Annotated in this window: 17 protein-coding genes and 1 other RNA gene; 3 read left to right on the top strand and 15 right to left on the bottom strand. The window is 51.4% G+C overall.

What is annotated here, in order from left to right:
• Window positions 1-43 precede the first annotated feature (43 nt).
• Together WHR59_RS02980 and WHR59_RS02975 are read left to right on the top strand one after the other, a co-directional pair.
• Window positions 44-745: a pirin family protein gene (locus WHR59_RS02980; RefSeq protein WP_043017746.1), complete on the top strand. Its 702-nt coding sequence runs from the start codon at window positions 44-46 to the stop codon at window positions 743-745.
• 26 nt (window positions 746-771) lie between these two features.
• Window positions 772-921 (top strand): hypothetical protein, encoded by a 150-nt coding sequence (locus WHR59_RS02975; protein ID WP_286518701.1) that lies wholly within the window; start codon window positions 772-774, stop codon window positions 919-921.
• 54 nt (window positions 922-975) lie between these two features.
• On the opposite strand, the gene WHR59_RS02970 is transcribed toward WHR59_RS02975, so the two are convergent.
• The 14 genes from WHR59_RS02970 to garP form a co-directional block, all read right to left on the bottom strand.
• Window positions 976-2,286: a serine dehydratase subunit alpha family protein gene (locus WHR59_RS02970; protein ID WP_338843566.1), complete on the bottom strand. Its 1,311-nt coding sequence runs from the start codon at window positions 2,284-2,286 to the stop codon at window positions 976-978.
• Between the two features lie 24 nt (window positions 2,287-2,310).
• Window positions 2,311-3,642, bottom strand: coding sequence for an amino acid permease (locus WHR59_RS02965; protein ID WP_087052410.1), 1,332 nt, complete (start codon window positions 3,640-3,642; stop codon window positions 2,311-2,313).
• Between the two features lie 381 nt (window positions 3,643-4,023).
• Window positions 4,024-5,388, bottom strand: coding sequence for an L-serine ammonia-lyase (gene tdcG / locus WHR59_RS02960; RefSeq protein ID WP_043017749.1), 1,365 nt, complete (start codon window positions 5,386-5,388; stop codon window positions 4,024-4,026).
• An 87-nt stretch (window positions 5,389-5,475) separates the two neighbouring features.
• Window positions 5,476-5,871, bottom strand: coding sequence for an enamine/imine deaminase (locus tag WHR59_RS02955; protein WP_003828585.1), 396 nt, complete (start codon window positions 5,869-5,871; stop codon window positions 5,476-5,478).
• Window positions 5,872-5,884: 13 nt separating this feature from the next.
• A complete protein-coding gene (gene tdcE / locus WHR59_RS02950; RefSeq protein WP_080626059.1) occupies window positions 5,885-8,179 on the bottom strand; it encodes a 2-ketobutyrate formate-lyase/pyruvate formate-lyase in 2,295 nt (764 codons plus the stop codon).
• A 28-nt stretch (window positions 8,180-8,207) separates the two neighbouring features.
• Window positions 8,208-9,416, bottom strand: a complete 1,209-nt coding sequence (gene tdcD, locus WHR59_RS02945) for a propionate kinase (RefSeq protein ID WP_043017751.1) — start codon at window positions 9,414-9,416, stop codon at window positions 8,208-8,210.
• Window positions 9,417-9,447: 31 nt separating this feature from the next.
• Window positions 9,448-10,779: a threonine/serine transporter TdcC gene (tdcC, locus tag WHR59_RS02940; protein ID WP_100193668.1), complete on the bottom strand. Its 1,332-nt coding sequence runs from the start codon at window positions 10,777-10,779 to the stop codon at window positions 9,448-9,450.
• A 22-nt stretch (window positions 10,780-10,801) separates the two neighbouring features.
• Window positions 10,802-11,791, bottom strand: coding sequence for a bifunctional threonine ammonia-lyase/L-serine ammonia-lyase TdcB (gene tdcB / locus WHR59_RS02935; RefSeq protein WP_003828594.1), 990 nt, complete (start codon window positions 11,789-11,791; stop codon window positions 10,802-10,804).
• 98 nt (window positions 11,792-11,889) lie between these two features.
• Window positions 11,890-12,828, bottom strand: coding sequence for a transcriptional regulator TdcA (gene tdcA, locus WHR59_RS02930; protein ID WP_047408417.1), 939 nt, complete (start codon window positions 12,826-12,828; stop codon window positions 11,890-11,892).
• An 856-nt stretch (window positions 12,829-13,684) separates the two neighbouring features.
• Window positions 13,685-14,061: RNase P RNA component class A (rnpB, locus tag WHR59_RS02925), an RNA gene on the bottom strand.
• A 32-nt stretch (window positions 14,062-14,093) separates the two neighbouring features.
• Entirely contained in the window at window positions 14,094-15,239 is a 1,146-nt protein-coding gene (gene garK, locus WHR59_RS02920) for a glycerate 2-kinase (RefSeq protein ID WP_043018011.1), read from the bottom strand.
• A 65-nt stretch (window positions 15,240-15,304) separates the two neighbouring features.
• Window positions 15,305-16,195, bottom strand: a complete 891-nt coding sequence (garR, locus tag WHR59_RS02915) for a 2-hydroxy-3-oxopropionate reductase (protein WP_043017754.1) — start codon at window positions 16,193-16,195, stop codon at window positions 15,305-15,307.
• A gap of 28 nt (window positions 16,196-16,223) precedes the next feature.
• Window positions 16,224-16,994 (bottom strand): 2-dehydro-3-deoxyglucarate aldolase, encoded by a 771-nt coding sequence (gene garL, locus WHR59_RS02910; RefSeq protein ID WP_005131731.1) that lies wholly within the window; start codon window positions 16,992-16,994, stop codon window positions 16,224-16,226.
• Between the two features lie 15 nt (window positions 16,995-17,009).
• Window positions 17,010-18,344 carry a galactarate/glucarate/glycerate transporter GarP gene (gene garP / locus WHR59_RS02905; RefSeq protein WP_003024898.1) on the bottom strand — a complete coding sequence of 445 codons (1,335 nt, stop codon included), beginning with the start codon at window positions 18,342-18,344 and terminating at the stop codon, window positions 17,010-17,012.
• A 403-nt stretch (window positions 18,345-18,747) separates the two neighbouring features.
• Here garP and garD point away from each other — a divergent pair, with 403 nt between their 5' ends.
• Window positions 18,748-20,319, top strand: a complete 1,572-nt coding sequence (garD, locus tag WHR59_RS02900; RefSeq protein ID WP_043017755.1) for a galactarate dehydratase — start codon at window positions 18,748-18,750, stop codon at window positions 20,317-20,319.
• Window positions 20,320-20,380: 61 nt separating this feature from the next.
• On the opposite strand, the gene WHR59_RS02895 is transcribed toward garD, so the two are convergent.
• Window positions 20,381-21,190 carry a DeoR family transcriptional regulator gene (locus tag WHR59_RS02895; RefSeq protein ID WP_043017756.1) on the bottom strand — a complete coding sequence of 270 codons (810 nt, stop codon included), beginning with the start codon at window positions 21,188-21,190 and terminating at the stop codon, window positions 20,381-20,383.
• Window positions 21,191-21,220 lie beyond the last annotated feature (30 nt).

The raw sequence follows: 21,220 nt of genomic DNA, 5'->3' as shown, positions 1-21,220 counted from the left end.
CTAGCCATTTAACATAAAAGGAAGTAAAGAGAGGTCAAGAACTATGATTACTACCCGTACAGCCAAACAATGCGGGCAAGCAGACTACGGCTGGCTGCAGGCCCGTTATACCTTCTCCTTTGGACACTATTTTGATCCTAAACTGCTGGGTTATGCCTCGCTGCGTGTTCTGAACCAGGAAGTTCTGGCACCGGGGGCCTCTTTCCAGCCACGGACCTATCCGAAGGTGGATATCGTCAATCTGATCCTCGAAGGGGAAGCGGAGTACCGCGACAGCGAAGGCAACCATATTCAGGCCAAAGCGGGAGAAGTTTTACTGCTCGCGACACAGCCAGGAATCAGCTACAGCGAACACAATATCAGCAAAGATAAACCATTAACCAGAATGCAGCTCTGGCTGGACGCCTGTCCGCAGCGCGAAAACGCCTGCGTACAGAAAGCCACGTTGAGCGCCGGTAAGCATCAGCTGTTGGCCTCGCCAGACGGTGAGCAAGGCAGCCTGCATCTGCGCCAACAGGTTTGGGTGCACCACGTTGAACTGCAACAGGGTGAATCGCTGAGTTTTCAGTTACATGGGCCGCGGGCTTACTTACAGTCGATTCACGGCAGATTCCATGCGGTAACATCTGGCGCCGAAAAAGAAGCGCTCACCTGCGGCGATGGCGCATTTATTCGTGACGAAACTAACATAACGTTAGTCGCTGATACCCCGCTGCGCGCTTTGCTGATAGATTTGCCCGTATAGTCAGGGAAAACAACGGAGTACGACTATTGGGCAAGAAATCATCAAAAAAACGCCAGCCGCAGACTGAGCCTAAAAAGCAGGAAACGGTTACCTTCGGTTATGAAGAAATGCTGACGGAGCTGGAAGCGATTGTGGCCGATGCCGAGCTACGGCTGGAAGACGAAGAAGCCGCCTGAGAAGGCGGCTCAGGCTGATGCCGGGTAGCGGCTGCGCCTTACCCGGCCTACAGATTAATGCGCTTTACTGGCCATGATCTCAATGATCTGCTTGTCGGTTTCCTGCATAGAACGACACGCCAGCGCGCACAGGTTACTGATAGATTGCTCCACGTTATGCGCCACAATCCCTTCATTGCCGGTTACAGCGGTATCATCCAGCGCCATCAGCACCGCTTTCCACGCCGCAGATGCACTGGTTGAGACTTTCATCGCACAGCTGTTCGAAGCGCCATCACAAATCATCCCGCTTACGTCGCCAATCATGCTGCTGATCGCCATCGCGATAGTGTTGTAGCGACCATCAACGATCCATGCCATCCCCGCCGCGGCGCCCATCGCCGCCGTGGTTGCCGCACACAGTGCAGACAAACGCGGGAGCTGATGATGGATGTAGATAGCACTCAGGTGAGACAACATCAGCGCACGCGCCAGTTTCTCTTCATCCGCGCCAAAGTGCTCGGCCACCACCATGACCGGAACGGTGGCGGTAATCCCCTGATTACCGGAGCCGGAGTTGCTCATGGCCGGCAGCGTCGCCCCGCCCATTCGCGCATCCGATGCCGCGCTAGTACGGATCAGAATAGAGGTGGAGAGATCGTTCGCCAGCAGGCCACGCGCACATTGCTTCTCAAGCGTGGTTCCGATGTGCAAGCCCCAGTTACCGCGCAGCCCTTCCTGAGACAGTGCACCGTTCAGTTTTGCCGCATCGAGAATGAAGCGGATTGACTCAAACGGTACCGCGTTCACGAACGCCAGAATCTCTTCCAGCGACGTGTGAGACAGTACCGCCAGCGGTGACTCCTGCTCCTCTTCCTCAGCGTTCTGTTCTGTGGTGAACACCACGCCTTTATTGGTCTCGATGCGCACAATGTTGGTATGACCGCCCACAATCGTTACGCACGCCCATCCTTCAGTGCCGTAAACCTTCGCGCGGGAAAAGAGGATATCCTCGCAAGGCTCCTGCAGCATCACAGCAACCTTCCCTGCGGTCAGCATCGCTTTCGCATCGGCGATCGCTTGTGGCGACGCGTCTTTCAGTACCTCTAAACCGGCGCGGGCATTTCCACCCAGCGCACCCAGCGCTGCCGCGACAGGCAACCCGACCATTCCGGTACCCGGCACGGTAACGCCCATGCCGTTTTTCATCAGGTTCGGTGAGACCCACGCATCAATGCGTTCAACCGCGCCGCCCAGCTCAGCGGCTGCGACCGCTGCCGCCAGAGCCAGAGAGATAGGTTCCGTACAACCCAGCGCAGGCTTAACTTCTTCCTGCACCGCGCGGATAAAACTATCCCATAATGGATTCAATGTAGTCTCAAACATAACAACAACCTTTGCTCAGATATCTCAGGAAAATGCCAGGAACGGAGAAATGCACAGCAGCAGGCCCGTGATAATAATCAGATACAGGGAAGCGCCTTTGTATTTGTGCAGTGCAGGAACTTTGTAAACCAGCCAGGCCGGGATCAGACAACCCACCATGCCGAAAATAGGGCTACAAATAGAGGTGAAGCTCAGTACCGGTGCATTCAGCACAATTGCGCTCCACGCCAACAGGATGGCGAAAACCATAATGCCGCGCTGAACCAGGGTCTCATTGATTTTCTCTGCTGGCATTTTACGACGCAGAATGTTCATCACGATCCCCTGAGTGGCTTCACGGAAACCTAAGTAAACGCCGAAGAAAGCGGTCATAACGGCGAAAATGTTCAGAATAACGCTAACAATTTTCACCCAGCCCGCACCCGCACCGTTGATAAACTGCGCGGCAATCGCCAGAGCGGAAATGTTCTGCTCGTAGGCTTTAACCGCTTCGTCATGGCCCATCGCCAGCGTGAAGGAAACGGCGTAGAAAAAGACGGTAACAAACAGGATACCGAACGCAATGTTCATAGCACGCAGGGCTTTATGGCGCGCCACTTCAATGGATTTATTGCGAGAACGGTATGAGATAACCATCGGGCTTAAGGTCTGAATAAACAGAATCGAGGTCAGCGTGAACGGCAGCGTGATGATCGCATTTTTGATCAGCAACGCCATCGGCGGCAGTGAACCTGCGTTATGCAGATGCCACATCCCCACCATTGATACGCCAAGCGCTGCAACCACCAGTAGCTTGGTCAGTACCATGCCAGTGGAGATTTTAAACAGCATTTGTTCACCGCGTGACGAGAGGGCAACCAGGATGCAAATCAGCACCAGTCCATAAAACGGGCTGTCGGACAGCAAACCTTCAGTAACGCCAAAAGTGTGCAGGTAGGAGGCGCTATCGTTGGTAATGGCGGTGGAATAAACAAACATCCAGATAACCAGCATCACAAAATACAACGCACCTAACAGGATGCCCCAGTTCTTACCCAGATAGCCGCTGATCACGCTCGGATAGTCTTTACACTCTGGGGACTCAGCCAGCGTATTAATAAACAGCCGCTGGAACAGATACATGGCTGGGTAGCCGATGATAGAGGAGAGCAAGAACACCCACAGCCCCATCAGCCCTACCTGGACAGGAAGAAAAACAATCCCCGCGCCAATTGCCATACCGATACTCATAATGACCCAGCCGGTGTCCGTGCTATCGAATTTAATGGCTTCGCGCCATTCACTTTCGGTCATTCCCGCCCGGCGAGCCGGAGCAGACGCGTCGAGTATTACGCTGTTATTTGTTGTTGTTTCCATAATTTCCCGCTCAATGTGTAGGTAGAGGTTTTTATATTTTTTTCGTACTGCCTCAATGCGATACGCAGTACTAAGGTGCAGGCGAGCTATTGGAGTAATGAGGAAATCATACGCGCAGGGTCAGAGAAAAACTTCACAAACAAACCCCTGTAATTTCTAAAAGTTAAGAAATAATTTCTCTTTTAAACTCACATAAAGAATTTAATTTCTAATTTTGAAGCCGATCACAACAAAAAAGGTGCACTAAAGTGCACCTTTTTATTCTGCTATGTTGATTAATTCATTCATGGCCGGATGGCGGCGCTTGCGCCTTATCCGGCCTACAAACGCGCGCAAACCATAGGCCTGAAAGCTGGGCGCCATCAGGCTCGGCTTTTAACCTCAGGTACAAACCACCTTAATCGCCAGGCCACCGCGTGACGTTTCACGGTATTTGTCGTTCATATCTTTGCCTGTTTCATACATGGTCTCGATCACCTTATCGAGCGACACGCGTGGCTCTGACGTCCGACGTAGCGCCATACGCGCGGCGTTGACGGCTTTTACCGCGTTGATCGCATTACGCTCAATGCACGGTATTTGCACCTGTCCGGCGACCGGGTCGCAGGTCAGCCCCAGGTTATGCTCCATGGCGATTTCAGCCGCAATACAAACCTGCGACGGGCTACCGCCAAGCAACTCTGTCAGCCCGGCTGCCGCCATTGAACAGGCCACGCCAATCTCACCCTGACAGCCCACCTCAGCACCAGAAATAGAGGCGTTCATCTTATACAGCGCGCCTATCGCCCCCGCGGCCAGCAAATAGCGGGCAATGGAGTTCGCATTCACCGGACGACGGAACTTGTCGTAATAGGCCAGGACAGCAGGGATAATCCCACATGCGCCGTTGGTCGGTGCCGTGACAACCCGGCAACCGGCGGCATTTTCTTCGCTCACGGCCAGCGCGAACATGTTGATCCAGTCAATCACGTTCATCGGGTCGCTGGACAAATTATCACTGGAAACCAGCAACCGACGTAATGCCACGGCGCGACGCGGAACGTTAAGCGGGCCCGGCAGGACGCCTTCGGTGTTCATACCGCGCTCGATCCCGGCGTGCATGACGTCCCAGATGGCGGCAAAGCCAGCATCAATTTCTTCTTTGCTGCGCATCGCCAGTTCGTTTTGCATCATCAGGCCTGAAACAGACAGCCCGTTGCGCTCACACAGTTTCAGCAGTTCGCTGGCGGAATGAAAATTGTAGGGCACGTGTGCTTCAACATCATGCGCCTGACCAAATTGTTCCTCTTCAACGATAAAACCACCGCCGACGGAGTAATAGGTTTTGCTTAGCAGCGTCTCGGTGCCGTTCCACGCGGTGATACGCATGCCATTTTCATGGCGCGGCAGCGTTTCGCTATGAAAGAGAATATTTTTATCTGGAGTGAAATCGACAACATGCGTGCCCTCTGCAACCGGTAAACGTCCGGTACGGGCCAATTCCTGAATAAAGCCAGCGATTGAATCTATATTAACGTTTTGCGGACTGTTTCCGGCCAGTCCCATTATGATGGCGACATCTGTCGCATGACCTTTTCCGGTCAGGGAGAGCGAGCCGTAAAGATCGACCACAATATGCGTGGTTCTGGGAAGTTCTCCGCTGCTGACCAACAGATCGATAAAGCTTTTACCAGCGTTCATTGGCCCCACGGTATGGGAGCTGGAAGGTCCAATGCCAATCTTAAAAATATCGAATGCGCTAATCATATCCACACCCTCGGATTGCCGTTCAGTGAAGACCAGGTTTCACACTCATTAAGGATCAGGGCGATCCTGCGATCGCCCCGCAAGGGATTACAGCGTGTCGCCACGTACGGCGATGGCTTCAATCTCGAGCTTCACATCCTTGGGTAAGCGGGCGACCTGTACGCAGCTGCGCGTAGGGTAAATTGCCTTATGCTCATCAAAGAACTGCTGGTACACCTGGTTAATGGTGGCGAAATCGTTCAGGTCGGATACGAAAACGGTCGTCTTCACGATATCGCTCACTTTCAAACCTGCGGACTCGACGATCGCTTTCACGTTTTCCAGGCTTTGACGCGCCTGATCGGCCACGTTTTCTGCCACTTCACCGGTCTGTGGACATACCGGGATTTGACCTGACGTCAACACCATACTGCCCAGATCCACACCCTGTACGTAAGGCCCGATGGCCCCTGGCGCACATTCGGTTGCAATAACTTTTCTCATAGTCCCTCCGGCGTCAGAGCGCCTGGGTGAAAGTACGTGAAATAACATCCTGCTGCTGTTCGCGGGTCAGCGCGTTGAAGCGCACCGCATAGCCAGACACGCGGATCGTCAGGTTCGGATAGTTTTCCGGGTGCTCAATGGCATCCATCAACATTTCACGGTTCATAACGTTAACGTTCAGATGCTGCCCGCCTTCCACATGCGCTTCATGGTGGAAGTAACCGTCCAGCAGACCGACCAGGTTGGTTTTACGCACCCCATCCTCTTTGCCCAGTGCAGCCGGCACAATGGAGAAGGTGTACGAGATACCATCTTTGGCATAGGTGAACGGCAGTTTGGCGACCGACGTTAACGACGCCACCGCACCTTTACGATCGCGGCCGTGCATCGGGTTAGCCCCTGGCGCAAACGGCGTACCAGCGCGACGTCCGTCCGGCGTGTTACCGGTTTTCTGTCCGTACACCACGTTGGAGGTGATGGTCAGAATAGACTGCGTTGGCACCGCGTTACGGTAGGTTGGCAACACCTTAATTTTCTTCATAAAGCGTTCGACCAGGTCGCAGGCAATACTGTCTACGCGCTCGTCGTTGTTGCCGTATTGCGGATAGTCGCCTTCGATTTCGAAATCAACGGCCAGACCATTTTCATCGCGAATCGGTTTCACGCGAGCATATTTGATAGCCGACAGAGAATCCGCCGCCACGGACAGACCCGCCATACCACAGGCCATCGTGCGATAGACATCACGATCGTGCAGCGCCATCAGCGAAGCTTCGTAGCTGTACTTGTCGTGCATGTAGTGGATGATGTTCAGCGCGCTGATGTACTGCACGGCCAGCCAGTCCATAAAGTGGTCCAGGCTCTCCATCACCGTGTCGTAGTCCAGCACGTCATCCATCAGCGGAGCCGTTTTCGGGCCGACCTGGATTTTCAGTTTCTCATCCACGCCGCCGTTGATTGCGTACAGCAACGTTTTGGCGAGGTTGGCACGCGCACCGAAGAACTGCATTTGTTTGCCGATAACCATCGGGCTGACGCAGCAGGCAATGGCATAGTCATCGCTGTCAAAGTCGGCGCGCATCAAATCGTCGTTTTCATACTGCAAAGATGAAGTGATGATAGACACCTGGGCGGCGTACTTTTTGAAGGCAATCGGTAGCTGCTCAGACCACAGTACAGTCAGGTTCGGCTCAGGCGCCGGGCCCATGGTGTGCAGAGTATGCAGGTAACGGAACGAGTTTTTCGTCACCAGCGTGCGGCCATCCAGCCCCATGCCGCCGATAACTTCGGTCGCCCAGATAGGGTCGCCTGAGAACAACGTGTCGAATTCCGGCGTACGCAGGAAGCGCACCATACGGATCTTCATAATGAAGTGGTCGATCAGCTCCTGCGCCTGCTGCTCGTTTAAGATACCCGCTTTGAAATCGCGCTCAATGTAGATGTCGAGGAACGATGCGGTACGGCCCAGCGACATAGCGCCGCCGTTCTGCGATTTCACCGCAGCCAGGTAAGCAAAGTACACCCACTGCACCGCTTCCTGCGCATTACGCGCCGGACGGGAGATATCGCAGCCGTATTTCGCCGCCATTTCCTGCATTTGCAGCAGAGCGCGGCGGTGCTCAGACAGTTCTTCGCGCAGACGAATCGTGGCTTCAAGATTCTGGCCCCACTCCAGGTTAGACTGGAGATCGGCAAACTGCAGTTCACGCTCGCGCACCAGGTAGCGGATACCGTACAGCGCGACGCGGCGATAATCACCGATGATACGACCACGACCGTAACCATCCGGCAGGCCGGTCAGCACGCCGGATTTACGGCAGCGCAGCATATCCGGAGAGTAGGCGTCGAATACGCCCTGGTTATGGGTTTTACGCAGTTCAGTAAACTGGTATTCAAAATCAGCATCCATCTCACGACCATAAGCATCAAAAGAGCTTTTGATCATGTTGATGCCGCCGAACGGATGCAGGGCACGCTTGAGCGGCGCATCTGTTTGCAGACCGACGATTTTTTCCAGTTCTTGTTCAATATAACCGGCGTCATGCGCGGTTATCGTGGTGGCAATATTGGTATCGAAATCAACCGGCGCATGGGTCGAGTTTTCAATACGGATGCCCGCCATAACTTTTTCCCACAACGCAGTGGTCGCAGGCGTAGCTTCGGCGAGGAAAGATTCATCCCCTTCATAAGGCGTATAGTTGTGCTGAATAAAATCACGGACATTAATTTCTTCTTTCCAGTCCGTACCTTTAAAGCCATTCCAGGCTTCGGCATACAGCATATCGCTGGTATCGATATTTACCTTCATGAAAAATAATCTCTCTGCTGAAAATTAATTATGCAAATTCTACTGGTGTATTAATTTTGCCTAACGCAATGGCATCACGCGCAATCATTTTCTCTTCATTTGTGGGAATTACCGCACAAATAACACGAGCATCTTTATTAGAGATAATTCTTTCGCCATGGGAATTTGGCAGGCTATTCATCTCGCTGTCGATATTCACCCCTAAAACGGCGAGGTGTTCAATAACCAGACGACGAATTAATACCGAGTTCTCACCGATTCCACCGGTGAAAATAATCCCATCAAGACGATGCAGTGATGCGGCATGTCCAGCGATATGACGTGCAATACGATGCACAAACGTTTTAATCGCCAACTGCGCACGCTCATGTCCCTCGTGCCAGGCTTTTTCTAACGTACGTAAGTCAGAGGACAAACCGGAAATACCCAGTAAACCGGACTCTTTATTCACTACACGCTCAAGGTCGCTCAGCGTCTGGTTGGTTTCGCTGGCAATCCACGCCATCGCGCCGAAATCGACGTCGCCGCTGCGTGTGCCCATCATCAGCCCTTCCAGAGGCGTCATGCCCATTGAGGTATCAACGCTCTGTCCGTTACGTACCGCACAAATTGACGCGCCGTTCCCCAGGTGCGCCACAACCAGACCTGAGTCATCGTGTTGCAGCTCGAGAAGCTCATGCGCTCGCTGAGAAACATAGCGGTGCGACGTGCCGTGGAAACCGTAACGACGAACGCCCAACTCCTCAAAATACTTCCACGGTAAACCGTACAGATAGGCCTCAGGAGCCATCGTCTGGTGGAAGCTGGTATCAAATACCGCGACCTGCTGCACGCCTGGGAAAAGGTGCTGAGCGGACTCGATCCCACTGAGGTTCGCATAATTATGTAACGGCGCTAAAGGCGATACCCGGCGAATATTGTCGATAACTTCCTCAGTAATAATTGCTGATTCGGTAAAGATATTTCCGCCGTGGGCAATGCGGTGGCCAATTAAGGCCACGCTGTCCATTAAATTACGTTTCTCCAGTTCAACGGCAATTGCTTTTAATGCGTCTTCGTAGCTGTGGTGAGCCAGCTTAGCTGGCTCTCCTCCATTAATTGCTATGAACGCATTTTCAGAGTTAATACCGTCTGCAATTCCCGCCATTAAAACGTCACAGTTTGCTGCATCCAGCACTGAGAATTTAATGGAGGATGAACCACAGTTAATAACCAGTACTACCGGAAACTCATTCATTTCACTACTCCGCTCATCCTGAGCTTAAGGATTAAAACAGTTTGTAGACGATGTTCAGGATGGTCAGCAGACCAATCGCGGTAACAAACACGTTATCCAGACGGCCACGGTATTTCGCCAGTGATGGCGCTTTACGGATGGCGTACATCGGCAGCAGGCAGAGCAGAGAGGCAATAATCGGCGCGCCCATTGCTTCAATCAGGTCCAGGATGTTCGGGTTGGCGTAAGCCACAACCCAGGTAGAACCCATGATGAAGATCATGCTGATGGTATTAAGTTTGCCGGCAGAAACTTTTGTTTTATCGCCTTTGTAACCAAACTTCAGCACCAGACCGTTCAGTCCTTCCAGCGTGCCCAGATAGTGGCCGAAGAAAGATTTGAAGATAGCAACCAGTGCGATGATTGAAGCACCGTATTCCAGAACGGTCGCGAAGGTGGACTTCGTACCGGACAGTGAAGCGAAGTGGTTTGCCAGGTAAGACAGTACCGGAATGTTTTGCGCTTTCGCATCCGCCATGTTTGCCGGAGACAGCGTGAACAGGCAGCTAAAGGCGAAGAACATAACCACGGCAACCATCAGCATACTGGCGCGGGAGATGATTTTAGAACACTTCTGCTCGGTGAACTCGCGACCAAAATCTTTCTCATACTCTTCACGTTTGGAGACCACGAAGGAAGAAACAATCGGTGAGAAGTTGAAAGAGAACACCATGATGGAAATACCCAGCCACACGGTAACCAGGATGCCGTCATGACCGGTCAGTGCGATATTGCTGAGATCAACCTGATCGATAACCGCAGAGTTCCAGTATGGGATCAAGGACAGAGAAATAAGCACTAGGCTGGCAATGAACGGCCATACCAGGTAGCTCATCACTTTAACCATCAGATCTTTACCAAACCAGATGACGAATGCCATCAACAGCAGCAGGAACAGTGCCACGAAGCCACGGTTTAACGCGGGCATCTGCAACTGGTTTTCCCAGAAGGTCATAAAGGTGTTGGTAATGGTGACGCCATAAATCCACAGCAGCGGACAAATCGCAAAGAAGTAGAGGAACGTGATAACCACGCCGCCCGTTTTACCAAAGTGCTCTTCAACCGTTTCTGTGATGTTACCGGAAGGATTAGAACCGGAAAGACACAGGCGTGCCAGCGCACGGTGGCAATAGAAGGCAATGGGGTATGCCAGCACCAGCATGATCAGAATGGGGATCAGTCCGCCAAAACCTGCGCGGATAGGGAAGAACAGCACCCCTGCGCCGATGGCTGTACCAAATAAACCCAGTGTCCAGGTGGTGTCCGATTTGCGCCAGGACGACTGTTTTGTCTGGCTGGATACAATGCTATCAGTAGTACTCATATCCTATCCTCAACGAAGTATATTAAGCGTCAACTAAACCAGTAATTTGAGATACACGAGAAAGGTCGATATTACCGCCAGAAATAATGCTGACTGTTTTTCTGTTCTGGATATAGCTATCTAATTTCCCGCTTAATAATGCTGCGCATGCCAGCGCGCCGGCACCTTCAGTCACAACTTTATTTCGCTGAATTAATGCCACCATGCTGTTGCGAATTTCATCTTCGCTGACCAGGACAATGTCATCCACCAACTCACGAACAATTTCATACGTTAAAGTACCCGGGCGGGAAACGTCACAACCATCCGCCAGGGTGCCGGTCGTTCGGTGCGTGGTTATTTCTCCAGCGTGGAAAGAAGCCGCCATGCCGTGAACGTTTTCAGACTGCACGCCAATAATTTTAATGGTCGGGTTAATAGACTTAATTGCCACCGCAATACCAGCAATCAGTCCGCCACCGCCAATTGGCACAATCACGTTATCGACATCGTACAGATCTTCCAGAATTTCCAGACCAATAGTCCCCTGACCAGCGATGACTTTCGGGTCATCATATGGCGGAATAAAGATACGGCCTTCCGTTTCCACAATCTCGCTAACCTTAGCGATGGTGTCGTTGAAGTTGTCGCCGTGCAGCACAACTTCTGCAGAATAATCACAGGTTGCAGCAACTTTAGACTTCGGCGCGCCTTTCGGCATCACCACTTTGCCGTCGATTCCGAGCATAGCGCAGGAGAGAGAAACGCCTTGCGCATGGTTACCTGCAGAGCAAGCCACCACACCCTTACATCTTTCAGCTTCGGTTAATGAACTGAGCTTGTTAAACGCGCCACGGATTTTAAATGAACCGGTACGCTGCATGTTTTCAAACTTGAGGAAAATTTCCCCTTTGCAACGTTCACTAAAATAGTTAGAGCGAGGCATTCCCGTTTTATAAATTTTCCCCGCCAGTCTTTTTTTCGCTTCGAGGATATCTTCAATTGCAACTGGGAGATCGTATGTAATGTGCATTAGAACCTCTTACTAGGGTATTAAAGTAAATAGATAGCCGTGACCATTGTCAGATATAGACAGATGGCGTTGATTTCGTGTTAAAACAAATTCAATCTTTAATCAATTTCAATTAATTGCCTTCGTCTCCGACAATTATATGATGAATATTCTTTGGCTAATTCCACCAAAATAGATGCTGCTTTTTTAATTCGATAATTTTTCGACCATACGGCGGCATAACGCGCGACGGGTAAGGTTTCTTCTACCGGGATAGTAATAAACTGGTTTGAGCCAAACGGTGTGGTCATATCGCAGGGAATTACTGTTAAGAAATCAGCACTGAGAACAAGATTATAAATCGTAACGACGGAGTCTGTATTAACGATGTTTTCACTGCTGATGCCATTATTCTGTAACGTGGTAAGAAGTTCGCTGTAGTAACCCATATTCGTTTGTGGCAACACCCACTGTTCGTTTTTCAACGCGCTCAGCGAGGTGATGCCGGTGCATGTTCGGGACTTGCTGGCGACCAGGATAAAGTCTGACTCAAAGAGCGGCTCAACGTGCAGATCGTGCAGTTTCATCTCATCACTCAGCGTACCGATGGCGAAGTCCAGACGTCCGTCACGAATCGCCGGTAAGAAGGAGGAGAGCTGAGCTTCATACATAGAAACCTGCGCTTTCGGAAACACTTCTTTGAATTTTTTAATCATGCCGGACATGATGGTGAAGGCAATCAGTGAAGGAAAGCCAAACGACACATCAACGACCGCGTTGCTCGTCATGCTGTTCATCTCATCAACCATGTTTTTCATTTCACGGGTAATAGATTCAGACCATGAGAGCATCACCTGACCTGCCTGAGTTAATGTCACACCAGTATTTTTACGTACAACTAACTCAATACCGAAATAAGCTTCTACATCATTAATGATTTTGCTGACAGCCGGTTGAGTTAAACCTAATTCTTTTGCAGCTGAGCCGATAGAACCACTTCTAATGACTTCCTGAAAGACCACTAAGTGCTGTGTTTTAGGGAGTGTAATAGTATTCATATCGACCTACGCTAATTACTTTGTTGACGGCAGGAAGTGTACCAAATTAAGCGAACAAGGATATGTGCTACCACTCACAAATCCCCTTGACTTACATTTTGTAAGACTATTATGAAAATTGAAATCACTTAATAATCATATAGATATGAAATATTGATCTCACTTTATCCTGACTTTAATCAAAAAAAGATGGGGGGATAACGATTTTTTATGGCTATAACGACATCATTTTCCCTGCTATTTCTTAAATCCATGAAAGGCTATATTTCAATCAATTACAGAGTAATTATCAGGCAAAACGGTGCTTAAATTTAATAAGCAATTTATCAAAAATAATTTGATTTTATTGTTTATAGTGATTAAATAACGTTATGCATCACGTTTTTTGGCCTTATTTGTTTGTAAAGAAACATTGCATTTATTAATATTTAAACCTAAACAAACAAACCATTATCACATGCAACATTGCATTAACAGTTATTTTGTGCAATTTATTAGCAAGTAATTTTGTGATGGCGATCGATTGCGTTCGATTATTCTCGATAAAAACGTATCGCTCAGCGTTTTGTGCTAGTCATCACAAAAAATGAAATATCCCACCAGACATTCCCTCAGATAAATGAAGTTCAGCGCGTAAATAAAGGTCAAATAAAGGTTAGATAAAGGGAAATAAACGCCATAACTGTGGTAAACCCAGCGTAACAACAGCCCAGAAAGCAAAAACCCCGCCGAAGCGGGGTTTTATAAAGAGTGAAGCTGATCGATAAGCCGCGTTCTTTTGAGCATAGCGTCGTGGACAGTCATTCATCCAACCTACCCAGAAAGCAAAAACCCCGCCGAAGCGGGGTTTTATAAAGAGTGAAGCTGACCGATAAGCCGGGTTCTGTCGTGGACAGTCATTCATCTAGGCCAGCAATCGCTCACTGGCTCAAGCAGCCTACCCGGGTTCAGTACGGGCCGTACCTTGTGAACCCCTATTTGGCCTTGCTCCGGGTGGAGTTTACCGTGCCACGGACTGTTACCAGCCGCGCGGTGCGCTCTTACCGCACCCTTTCACCCTTACCTGATCCCACTTACGTGGGCCATCGGCGGTTTGCTCTCTGTTGCACTGGTCGTGGGTTTCCCCCCCAGGCGTTACCTGGCACCCTGCCCTATGGAGCCCGGACTTTCCTCCCCTCCGCCCGTCTCCCCCGAAGAGGACGACGACGAAGCGGCGACTGTCTGGTCAGCTTCGGCGCGCAGTATAGAGGGTTTGCGGAGCAATGTCACCCCGCACTGCGTATTCCTATCGCCAACGTGGCGGCGATGTTTCTTGAAGCGCGATAAATATTATCAAATGCCCCACGGAAGGCCTCTTCCAGCGTGCCGATGCTGGTCAATACGCTAAACACCGCATCGATACCATATTGATGCACCACCTCTACATCGCGCGTCAGGCTGCCGCCAATACCAATGACTGGCTTGTGGTACTTCTTCGCGACGTTCGCCACACCCACCGGTACTTTGCCGTGAATGCTCTGGCTGTCGATCCGCCCTTCGCCGGTCACCACCAGCGTACAGTCGTGAATATGCTCTTCCAGATTGAGCGCCTGGGTCACAATCTCGATACCGCTGCGCAGCTCCGCGCCTAAAAAAGCCATTAACGCTGCGCCCATTCCGCCAGCCGCACCGGAGCCGGGCACGTCTTTCACATCAACTCGCAGAGACTTTTTAATAATGTCAGCATAGTGAGACAGATTACGGTCCAGTTCGAGAATGCGTTCTTCCGTTGCCCCTTTCTGCGGTCCAAAAATGCGCGAAGCGCCAGAATCGCCAATGAGTGGATTAGTCACATCGCAGGCCACGCGAATGGAACAGGTTTTTAAGCGCGGATCCAGACCCGAGATATCGATAGTATTCAGACTCATCAGGCTTCCGCCACCGTAGCCAATCTCTGTCCCATTGGCATCGCAAAGTTTCGCCCCCAGCGCCTGCACCATACCCGCGCCACCGTCGTTAGTCGCACTGCCGCCAATGCCTATAATGATGCTCTGCGCACCGCTATCCAACGCCTGCAAAATCAACTCCCCGGTGCCACGCGACGTAGTGACTAAAGGGTTGCGCTTTTCAGGAGGAACCAACGCCAGACCACTGGCTGCCGCCATTTCGATAAACGCGGTTTTACCGTCCCCGGACATGCCCCAGCAGGCATTCACTTTTTCGCCCAGCGGCCCCGTCACCCATGCTGAATGTTCACTCCCTTGCGTCGCGGCAATCATGGCTTCGACCGTTCCTTCACCGCCATCGGCAACCGGAACAGAAACATATTGCGCATCGGGGAAAATTTCCCGAAATCCTTTTTCTATCGCCTGAGCTACCTCGGTGGCAGAAAGGCTTTCTTTATAAGAGTCTGGGGCAATTACGATTTTCATAGTTATGTAGCCTGACTGTGCCGCGCAAGGCAAGAAATACAGGGCGCGCATCCGCGCCCTTCTTGTTAGCGAGTGACTTCCACTTTCGCCAGTTTTTCGTAGTAGCATGCGAGTGCGCTGTGATCGGCTGTCCCCAATCCATCTGCGCGGAGCGCCTGCATCATCTCCATAACTGCAGCAGTCAGCGGCAACTGGGCGCCAACGCCATGAGAGGTATCCAGCGCATTCGCCAGATCTTTGATATGCAGGTCAATACGGAAGCCTGGTTTAAAGTTGCGGTCCATCACCATCGGTGCTTTCGCGTCGAGCACGGTGCTTCCCGCCAGCCCGCCACGGATCGCCTGATACACCAGATCCGGGTTCACACCCGCTTTGGTCGCCAACGTCAGCGCTTCAGACATCGCGGCAATGTTCAGCGCCACAATGACCTGATTCGCCAGCTTGGTGACGTTACCCGCGCCAATTTCACCGGTATGCACCACGGAGCCTGCCATCGCTTTCAGCAGATCGTAGTACTTGTCGAAGATCGCTTTATCACCGCCAACCATCACCGACAACGTGCCGTCAATCGCTTTTGGCTCGCCGCCGCTGACCGGCGCATCCAGCATATCCACGCCTTTCGCTTTCAGCGCATCGCTAATTTCACGGCTGGCTAACGGCGCGATGGAGCTCATGTCGATAAGCACTGTGCCCGGCTTCGCCCCTTCAATAATGCCGCCTTCACCCAGCGCCACTTCTTTCACATGCGGAGAGTTCGGTAGCATGGTGATGATCACGTCGCACTGCTCGGCAATTTCTTTCGCCGTGGCGGCAGTTTCAGCGCCTGCGGCAATCACTTGTGCAATGGATTCCGGGTTACGGTCAGCAACCACCAGCGAGTAACCTGCCTTGAGGAGGTTTTTACTCATTGGTTTACCCATGATACCGAGGCCAATAAAACCAACTTTCATTGTCATATCTTTATCTCTCTACTGTCGATGGTGGTTATTTCTTAAAAGAATCAGCCAGTTTCTGCGTGGCTGAACGGAACACGCCAAGGTCGCTGCCAACGGCAACAAACGTCGCGCCCCACTCCAGATAACGACGTGCATCCGCCTCTACCGGGGCCAGAATGCCGCTTGGTTTGCCATGTGCTTTCGCGCGGGCAAAAATGTGCTGGATAGCTTTCTGCACATCAGGATGTGACGCATTGCCAAGGTGGCCTAGCGCCGCAGCCAGATCGCTTGGGCCGACGAAGACACCGTCGACGCCTTCTGTCGCCGCGATTGCGTCAACGTTATCAACGCCCTGCTGACTTTCGATCTGCACGATGATCGTGATGTTCTTATTCGATTGCGCAAAGTAGTCCGGTACGGTGCCAAACATATTGGCGCGATGGGATACGGACACGCCGCGAATACCTTCCGGCGGATAGCGGGTCGATGCCACGGCGTTTACCGCCTCTTCTTCTGTCTCAACGAACGGGATCAGGAAGTTGTAAAATCCGATATCCAGCAGGCGCTTGATGATTACCGGCTCGTTGGTCGGTACGCGCACTACCGGTGCGCTGGCGCTGCCTTTCAGCGCCATCAATTGCGGGATAAACGTCGAGATATCGTTCGGCGCGTGTTCGCCGTCCAGCACCAGCCAGTCAAACCCCGCCAGGCCTAAAACTTCAGTGCTGATTGGGCTGGCTAATGCAGACCAGCAGCCAATCTGAATCTGTTGCGCCGCGAGAGCCGCTTTAAACTTATTCGGGAAAATCGTGTTATTCATCGCCTATACCTTTGTTTATTTCTGCAATTCCATACGTTTAATGTCACCGACAATAAACAGGTAGCAAACCATTGCCATCAGCGCCGAACACCCTACAAACATCAGCGCAGCATTAAATGAGTGCAGCTCGCTCACCAGATACCCAATCACCAGCGGAGTGACGATGGAAGCCACGTTACCAAATACGTTAAATACCCCACCGCACAGACCGACAATCTCTTTCGGCGCGGTATCGGAAATCACCGGCCATCCCAGCGCCCCGAAGCCTTTGCCGAAGAACGCCAGCGCCATCAGTGCGACCACCAGGGTGGTGTTATCGGTGTAGTTACACAGAATAATGGTCGACGCGAGCAGCATGCCGAGCACAATCGGCAGCTTACGCGCCAGTGTGATACTGAAGCCACGTTTAATCAGATAATCAGAGAACACGCCGCCAAGCACACCACCGGCGAATCCGCACAGCGCCGGAATCGAAGCTACCAGGCCAACTTTGAGGATCGACATGCCTTTTTCCTGTACCAGGTAAATCGGGAACCAGGTGAGGAAAAACCAGGTAATTGTGTTGATAAAATACTGGCCGAAGAACACGCCAAGCATCATACGGTTAGTGAGCAACTGCTTGATATAATGCAGTTTAGGACCACCTGACTTCACATCGCCCGGCTTTTTGTGGTCCATATCCACGACCGCGCCGTTTTCCGAGATAAACTTCAGTTCTTCTTGCGACATACGCGGATGATCGGTTGGGTTATGAATAAACTTTACCCACAGCCCGGTGAGCACAAAACCAATCACGCCCATTACGGTAAACACGTGCTCCCAGCCCCAGGCGAAGGTCAGCCAGCCGAGCAACGGAGAAAACAGCGCCAGGGAAAAATACTGCGCGGAATTAAAAATTGCGGATGCCGTACCGCGCTCTTTCGTCGGGAACCAGGCCGCCACGATACGAGCATTCGCCGGAAAGGACGGCGCTTCCGAGAAGCCCAGCATAAAGCGCATGATGAACATTGAAATACCCGCCCAGGCCAGCGGGAACATGTCCACAAAGCCTTGCAGGAAGGTGAACAGTGACCAGAAGAACAGACTGTATGTGTAGACTTTCTTCGAGCCGAATTTATCCAACAGCCAGCCACCGGGGATTTGCATCAACAGGTAAGCCCAGCCGAAGGCGGAGAAAATGTAACCCATAGAGATGGCGCTGAGCTGCAACTCTTTCGCTACTTCCGTGCCGGCAATAGATAGCGTCGCACGGTCCGCATAGTTAACGGCGGTAACGATAAATATTATCAGCAATATTAAATAACGGGTGTGCGTACCTTTCTTTTTCTCGACAACTGTATCCAGAATCATTCTAATTACCTCGGGTACATTAAATTTTTATTATTATTGAGTAGATATTCCTGGTGATAAATTACTGATAATTAGAACGCATAATAATTTATCAGACGCTATAAAACCGTGATTCAGTATAATCAGCAGCGTAACGTTAATCATTGTGCAAGCGCTCATTTATAACGCGTTATTAAATTAATGTTTTGGGCATATGCCCACACGCATGGGCGCTAATGCACACATTTACGTATTGCTGCCCCTGGTAGCCCGGCCTTGCTGAGTTTAAGTGATCATCGTCACATTCTTGGCATTAAACTCCTGACATTCTTATTTCACGATATCGAATCTTTATTACTTACAATTAGATTCAAAATATAAATATTCACACTATTATCACCACCTTGTTGGAGAATACTGGACAATGGCCGACATCGAAATCAGACAAGAATCGCCAACGGCGTTTTATATTAAAGTTCACGAAACAGATAATGTGGCGATAATTGTCAATGACAATGGTCTGAAAGCCGGGACGCGTTTTCCGGACGGACTGGAACTCATTGAACATATTCCCCAGGGCCATAAAGTGGCGCTACTGAATATTCCTGTTCACGGCGAAATCGTGCGTTATGGCGAAGTGATAGGCTATGCCGTTCGCGATATCCCACGCGGCAGCTGGATTGATGAATCAATGGTTGAACTGCCCAAAGCTCCACCGCTGGAGACGCTGCCGCTGGCAACCAAAGTGCCAGAGCCGCTGCCGCCTCTGGAGGGCTATACCTTCGAAGGTTACCGCAATGCTGACGGTAGCGTCGGCACCAAGAATCTGCTCGGCATCTCGACCAGTGTGCACTGCGTGGCGGGTGTGGTGGATTATGTGGTGAAAATCATTGAGCGCGATCTGCTGCCCAAATACCCGAACGTTGATGGCGTGGTGGGGCTCAATCACTTGTACGGCTGCGGCGTGGCGATCAATGCCCCAGCCGCCATTGTGCCGATTCGCACCATTCACAATATTGCGCTTAACCCGAATTTTGGCGGTGAAGTGATGGTCATCGGCCTCGGTTGTGAAAAACTACAGCCAGAGCGCCTGCTCGAAGGTACGCACGATGTGAAAAGTATTCCGGTCGACAGCGCCAGCGTCGTCAGCCTGCAGGATGAAAAGCACATTGGCTTTCAATCGATGGTTGCCGATATTTTGCAGGTGGCCGAACGCCATCTGGCAAAACTCAATCAGCGACAGCGTGAAACCTGCCCGGCATCAGAACTGGTGGTCGGCATGCAGTGCGGCGGCAGCGATGCATTTTCTGGCGTGACGGCCAACCCGGCGGTGGGTTATGCCTCCGACCTGTTAGTACGCTGCGGCGCGACTGTGATGTTCTCTGAAGTTACCGAAGTGCGCGATGCCATCCACCTTCTGACCCCAAGGGCGATTAACGAAGAAGTAGGTAAACGCCTGCTCGAAGAGATGGCCTGGTACGATAACTACCTGGATATGGGCAAAACGGATCGCAGCGCCAACCCTTCTCCGGGCAATAAGAAAGGCGGTCTGGCAAATGTGGTGGAAAAAGCGCTGGGCTCTATTGCCAAGTCCGGCAAGAGCGCCATTGTCGAAGTATTGTCGCCGGGTCAGCGTCCAACCAAACGTGGTCTGATTTACGCCGCAACACCCGCCAGTGATTTTGTATGCGGTACGCAGCAGGTCGCTTCCGGGATCACCGTACAGGTGTTCACCACCGGTCGCGGTACGCCGTACGGCCTGATGGCCGTGCCGGTGATAAAAATGGCGACGCGTACTGAGCTGGCCAACCGTTGGTTTGACCTGATGGACATCAACGCAGGCACCATCGCCACCGGAGAAGAAACCATTGAAGACGTGGGTCTGAAACTGTTCGAGTTTATTCTCGACGTCGCCAGCGGACGTAAGAAAACCTTCTCAGATCAGTGGGGGCTGCACAACCAACTGGCGGTGTTTAACCCAGCGCCAGTGACTTGATTCCTGAAAGTTAAATTCGATTACAGGTCGGGGAAGTTCGCAAACTTCCCGGCCTTTTTTATCAGATACTCACCAGAACCACCTCAATCCCATGCTTACGTAATCCTTCCAGACTCTCCTCTGGAATACCTTCATCGACAATAATCATATCAATCCGCTGAGTATCAATGATCTTATGCAGGCTCGAGCGGTTAAATTTCGTCGAGTCGGTAACAACAATTATGCGCTCAGCCACTTCACACATCCGGCGGTTGAGGCGCGCTTCATCTTCATTATGAGTGCTCACACCACGTTCTAAATCGATAGCATCAACGCCAAGAAACAGCATGTCGAAGTGATAATTTTGTAGCGATTGCTCAGCCTGATCGCCATAAAACGATTGCGACTGACGACGCAAATGGCCACCAGTCATCAACAGCTCAACTCCTTCGGCTTCCAGTAACGCATTGGCGACATTCATACCGTTGGTCATAGCAATAACATTGGAATGCTGGCGCATCAGGCGGGCAATTTCATAGGTGGTGGTGCCGGAGTCAAGGATCACGCGGTGTCCCGGTTGAATCAACTCCGCGGCAGCTCTGGCAATACTGCGTTTGACCGCCGTATTGAGCGAACTCTTATCTTCAACAGAAGGCTCCGCAACCGGCGCATTACCTTCGCAAATCAGCGCTCCACCATAGGCGCGTACCGCAATTCCCTGCTTTTCCAGAAAAGCGAGGTCATTGCGAATAGTGACCGTGGAGACGCCAAAAAATAAGGAAAGATCGTTAACCTGAACGCTTCCCTGCTGCCGTAACCGCTGGATGATCTGCTCACGTCTTTCGCTGGTACCGATAACGCGCTTGTCTGCAGAAGACTCGGTGTTACTCATAAGAAATCCTTTAGTTGAATCTTTCGTTTT

It is taken from the genome of Citrobacter europaeus (genome assembly GCF_037482245.1).
Taxonomy (GTDB): domain Bacteria; phylum Pseudomonadota; class Gammaproteobacteria; order Enterobacterales; family Enterobacteriaceae; genus Citrobacter; species Citrobacter europaeus.
The sequence above is the reverse complement of the archived record's forward strand: the minus strand, read 5'-3'. Positions and strand labels throughout refer to the sequence as shown.

Coding starts and splice junctions, on each gene's coding strand:
- tdcD (WP_043017751.1), bottom strand. CDS start 9,416: ATGAATGAGTTTCCGGTAGTACTGGTTATTAACTGTGGTTCATCCTCC.
- garP (WP_003024898.1), bottom strand. CDS start 18,344: ATGATTCTGGATACAGTTGTCGAGAAAAAGAAAGGTACGCACACCCGT.
- garK (WP_043018011.1), bottom strand. CDS start 15,239: ATGAAAATCGTAATTGCCCCAGACTCTTATAAAGAAAGCCTTTCTGCC.
- WHR59_RS02980 (WP_043017746.1), top strand. CDS start 44: ATGATTACTACCCGTACAGCCAAACAATGCGGGCAAGCAGACTACGGC.
- tdcG (WP_043017749.1), bottom strand. CDS start 5,388: ATGATTAGCGCATTCGATATTTTTAAGATTGGCATTGGACCTTCCAGC.
- garD (WP_043017755.1), top strand. CDS start 18,748: ATGGCCGACATCGAAATCAGACAAGAATCGCCAACGGCGTTTTATATT.
- garR (WP_043017754.1), bottom strand. CDS start 16,195: ATGACAATGAAAGTTGGTTTTATTGGCCTCGGTATCATGGGTAAACCA.
- tdcA (WP_047408417.1), bottom strand. CDS start 12,828: ATGAATACTATTACACTCCCTAAAACACAGCACTTAGTGGTCTTTCAG.
- tdcC (WP_100193668.1), bottom strand. CDS start 10,779: ATGAGTACTACTGATAGCATTGTATCCAGCCAGACAAAACAGTCGTCC.
- WHR59_RS02970 (WP_338843566.1), bottom strand. CDS start 2,286: ATGTTTGAGACTACATTGAATCCATTATGGGATAGTTTTATCCGCGCG.
- tdcE (WP_080626059.1), bottom strand. CDS start 8,179: ATGAAGGTAAATATCGATACCAGCGATATGCTGTATGCCGAAGCCTGG.
- WHR59_RS02895 (WP_043017756.1), bottom strand. CDS start 21,190: ATGAGTAACACCGAGTCTTCTGCAGACAAGCGCGTTATCGGTACCAGC.
- garL (WP_005131731.1), bottom strand. CDS start 16,994: ATGAATAACACGATTTTCCCGAATAAGTTTAAAGCGGCTCTCGCGGCG.
- WHR59_RS02965 (WP_087052410.1), bottom strand. CDS start 3,642: ATGGAAACAACAACAAATAACAGCGTAATACTCGACGCGTCTGCTCCG.
- WHR59_RS02955 (WP_003828585.1), bottom strand. CDS start 5,871: ATGAGAAAAGTTATTGCAACCGAATGTGCGCCAGGGGCCATCGGGCCT.
- tdcB (WP_003828594.1), bottom strand. CDS start 11,791: ATGCACATTACATACGATCTCCCAGTTGCAATTGAAGATATCCTCGAA.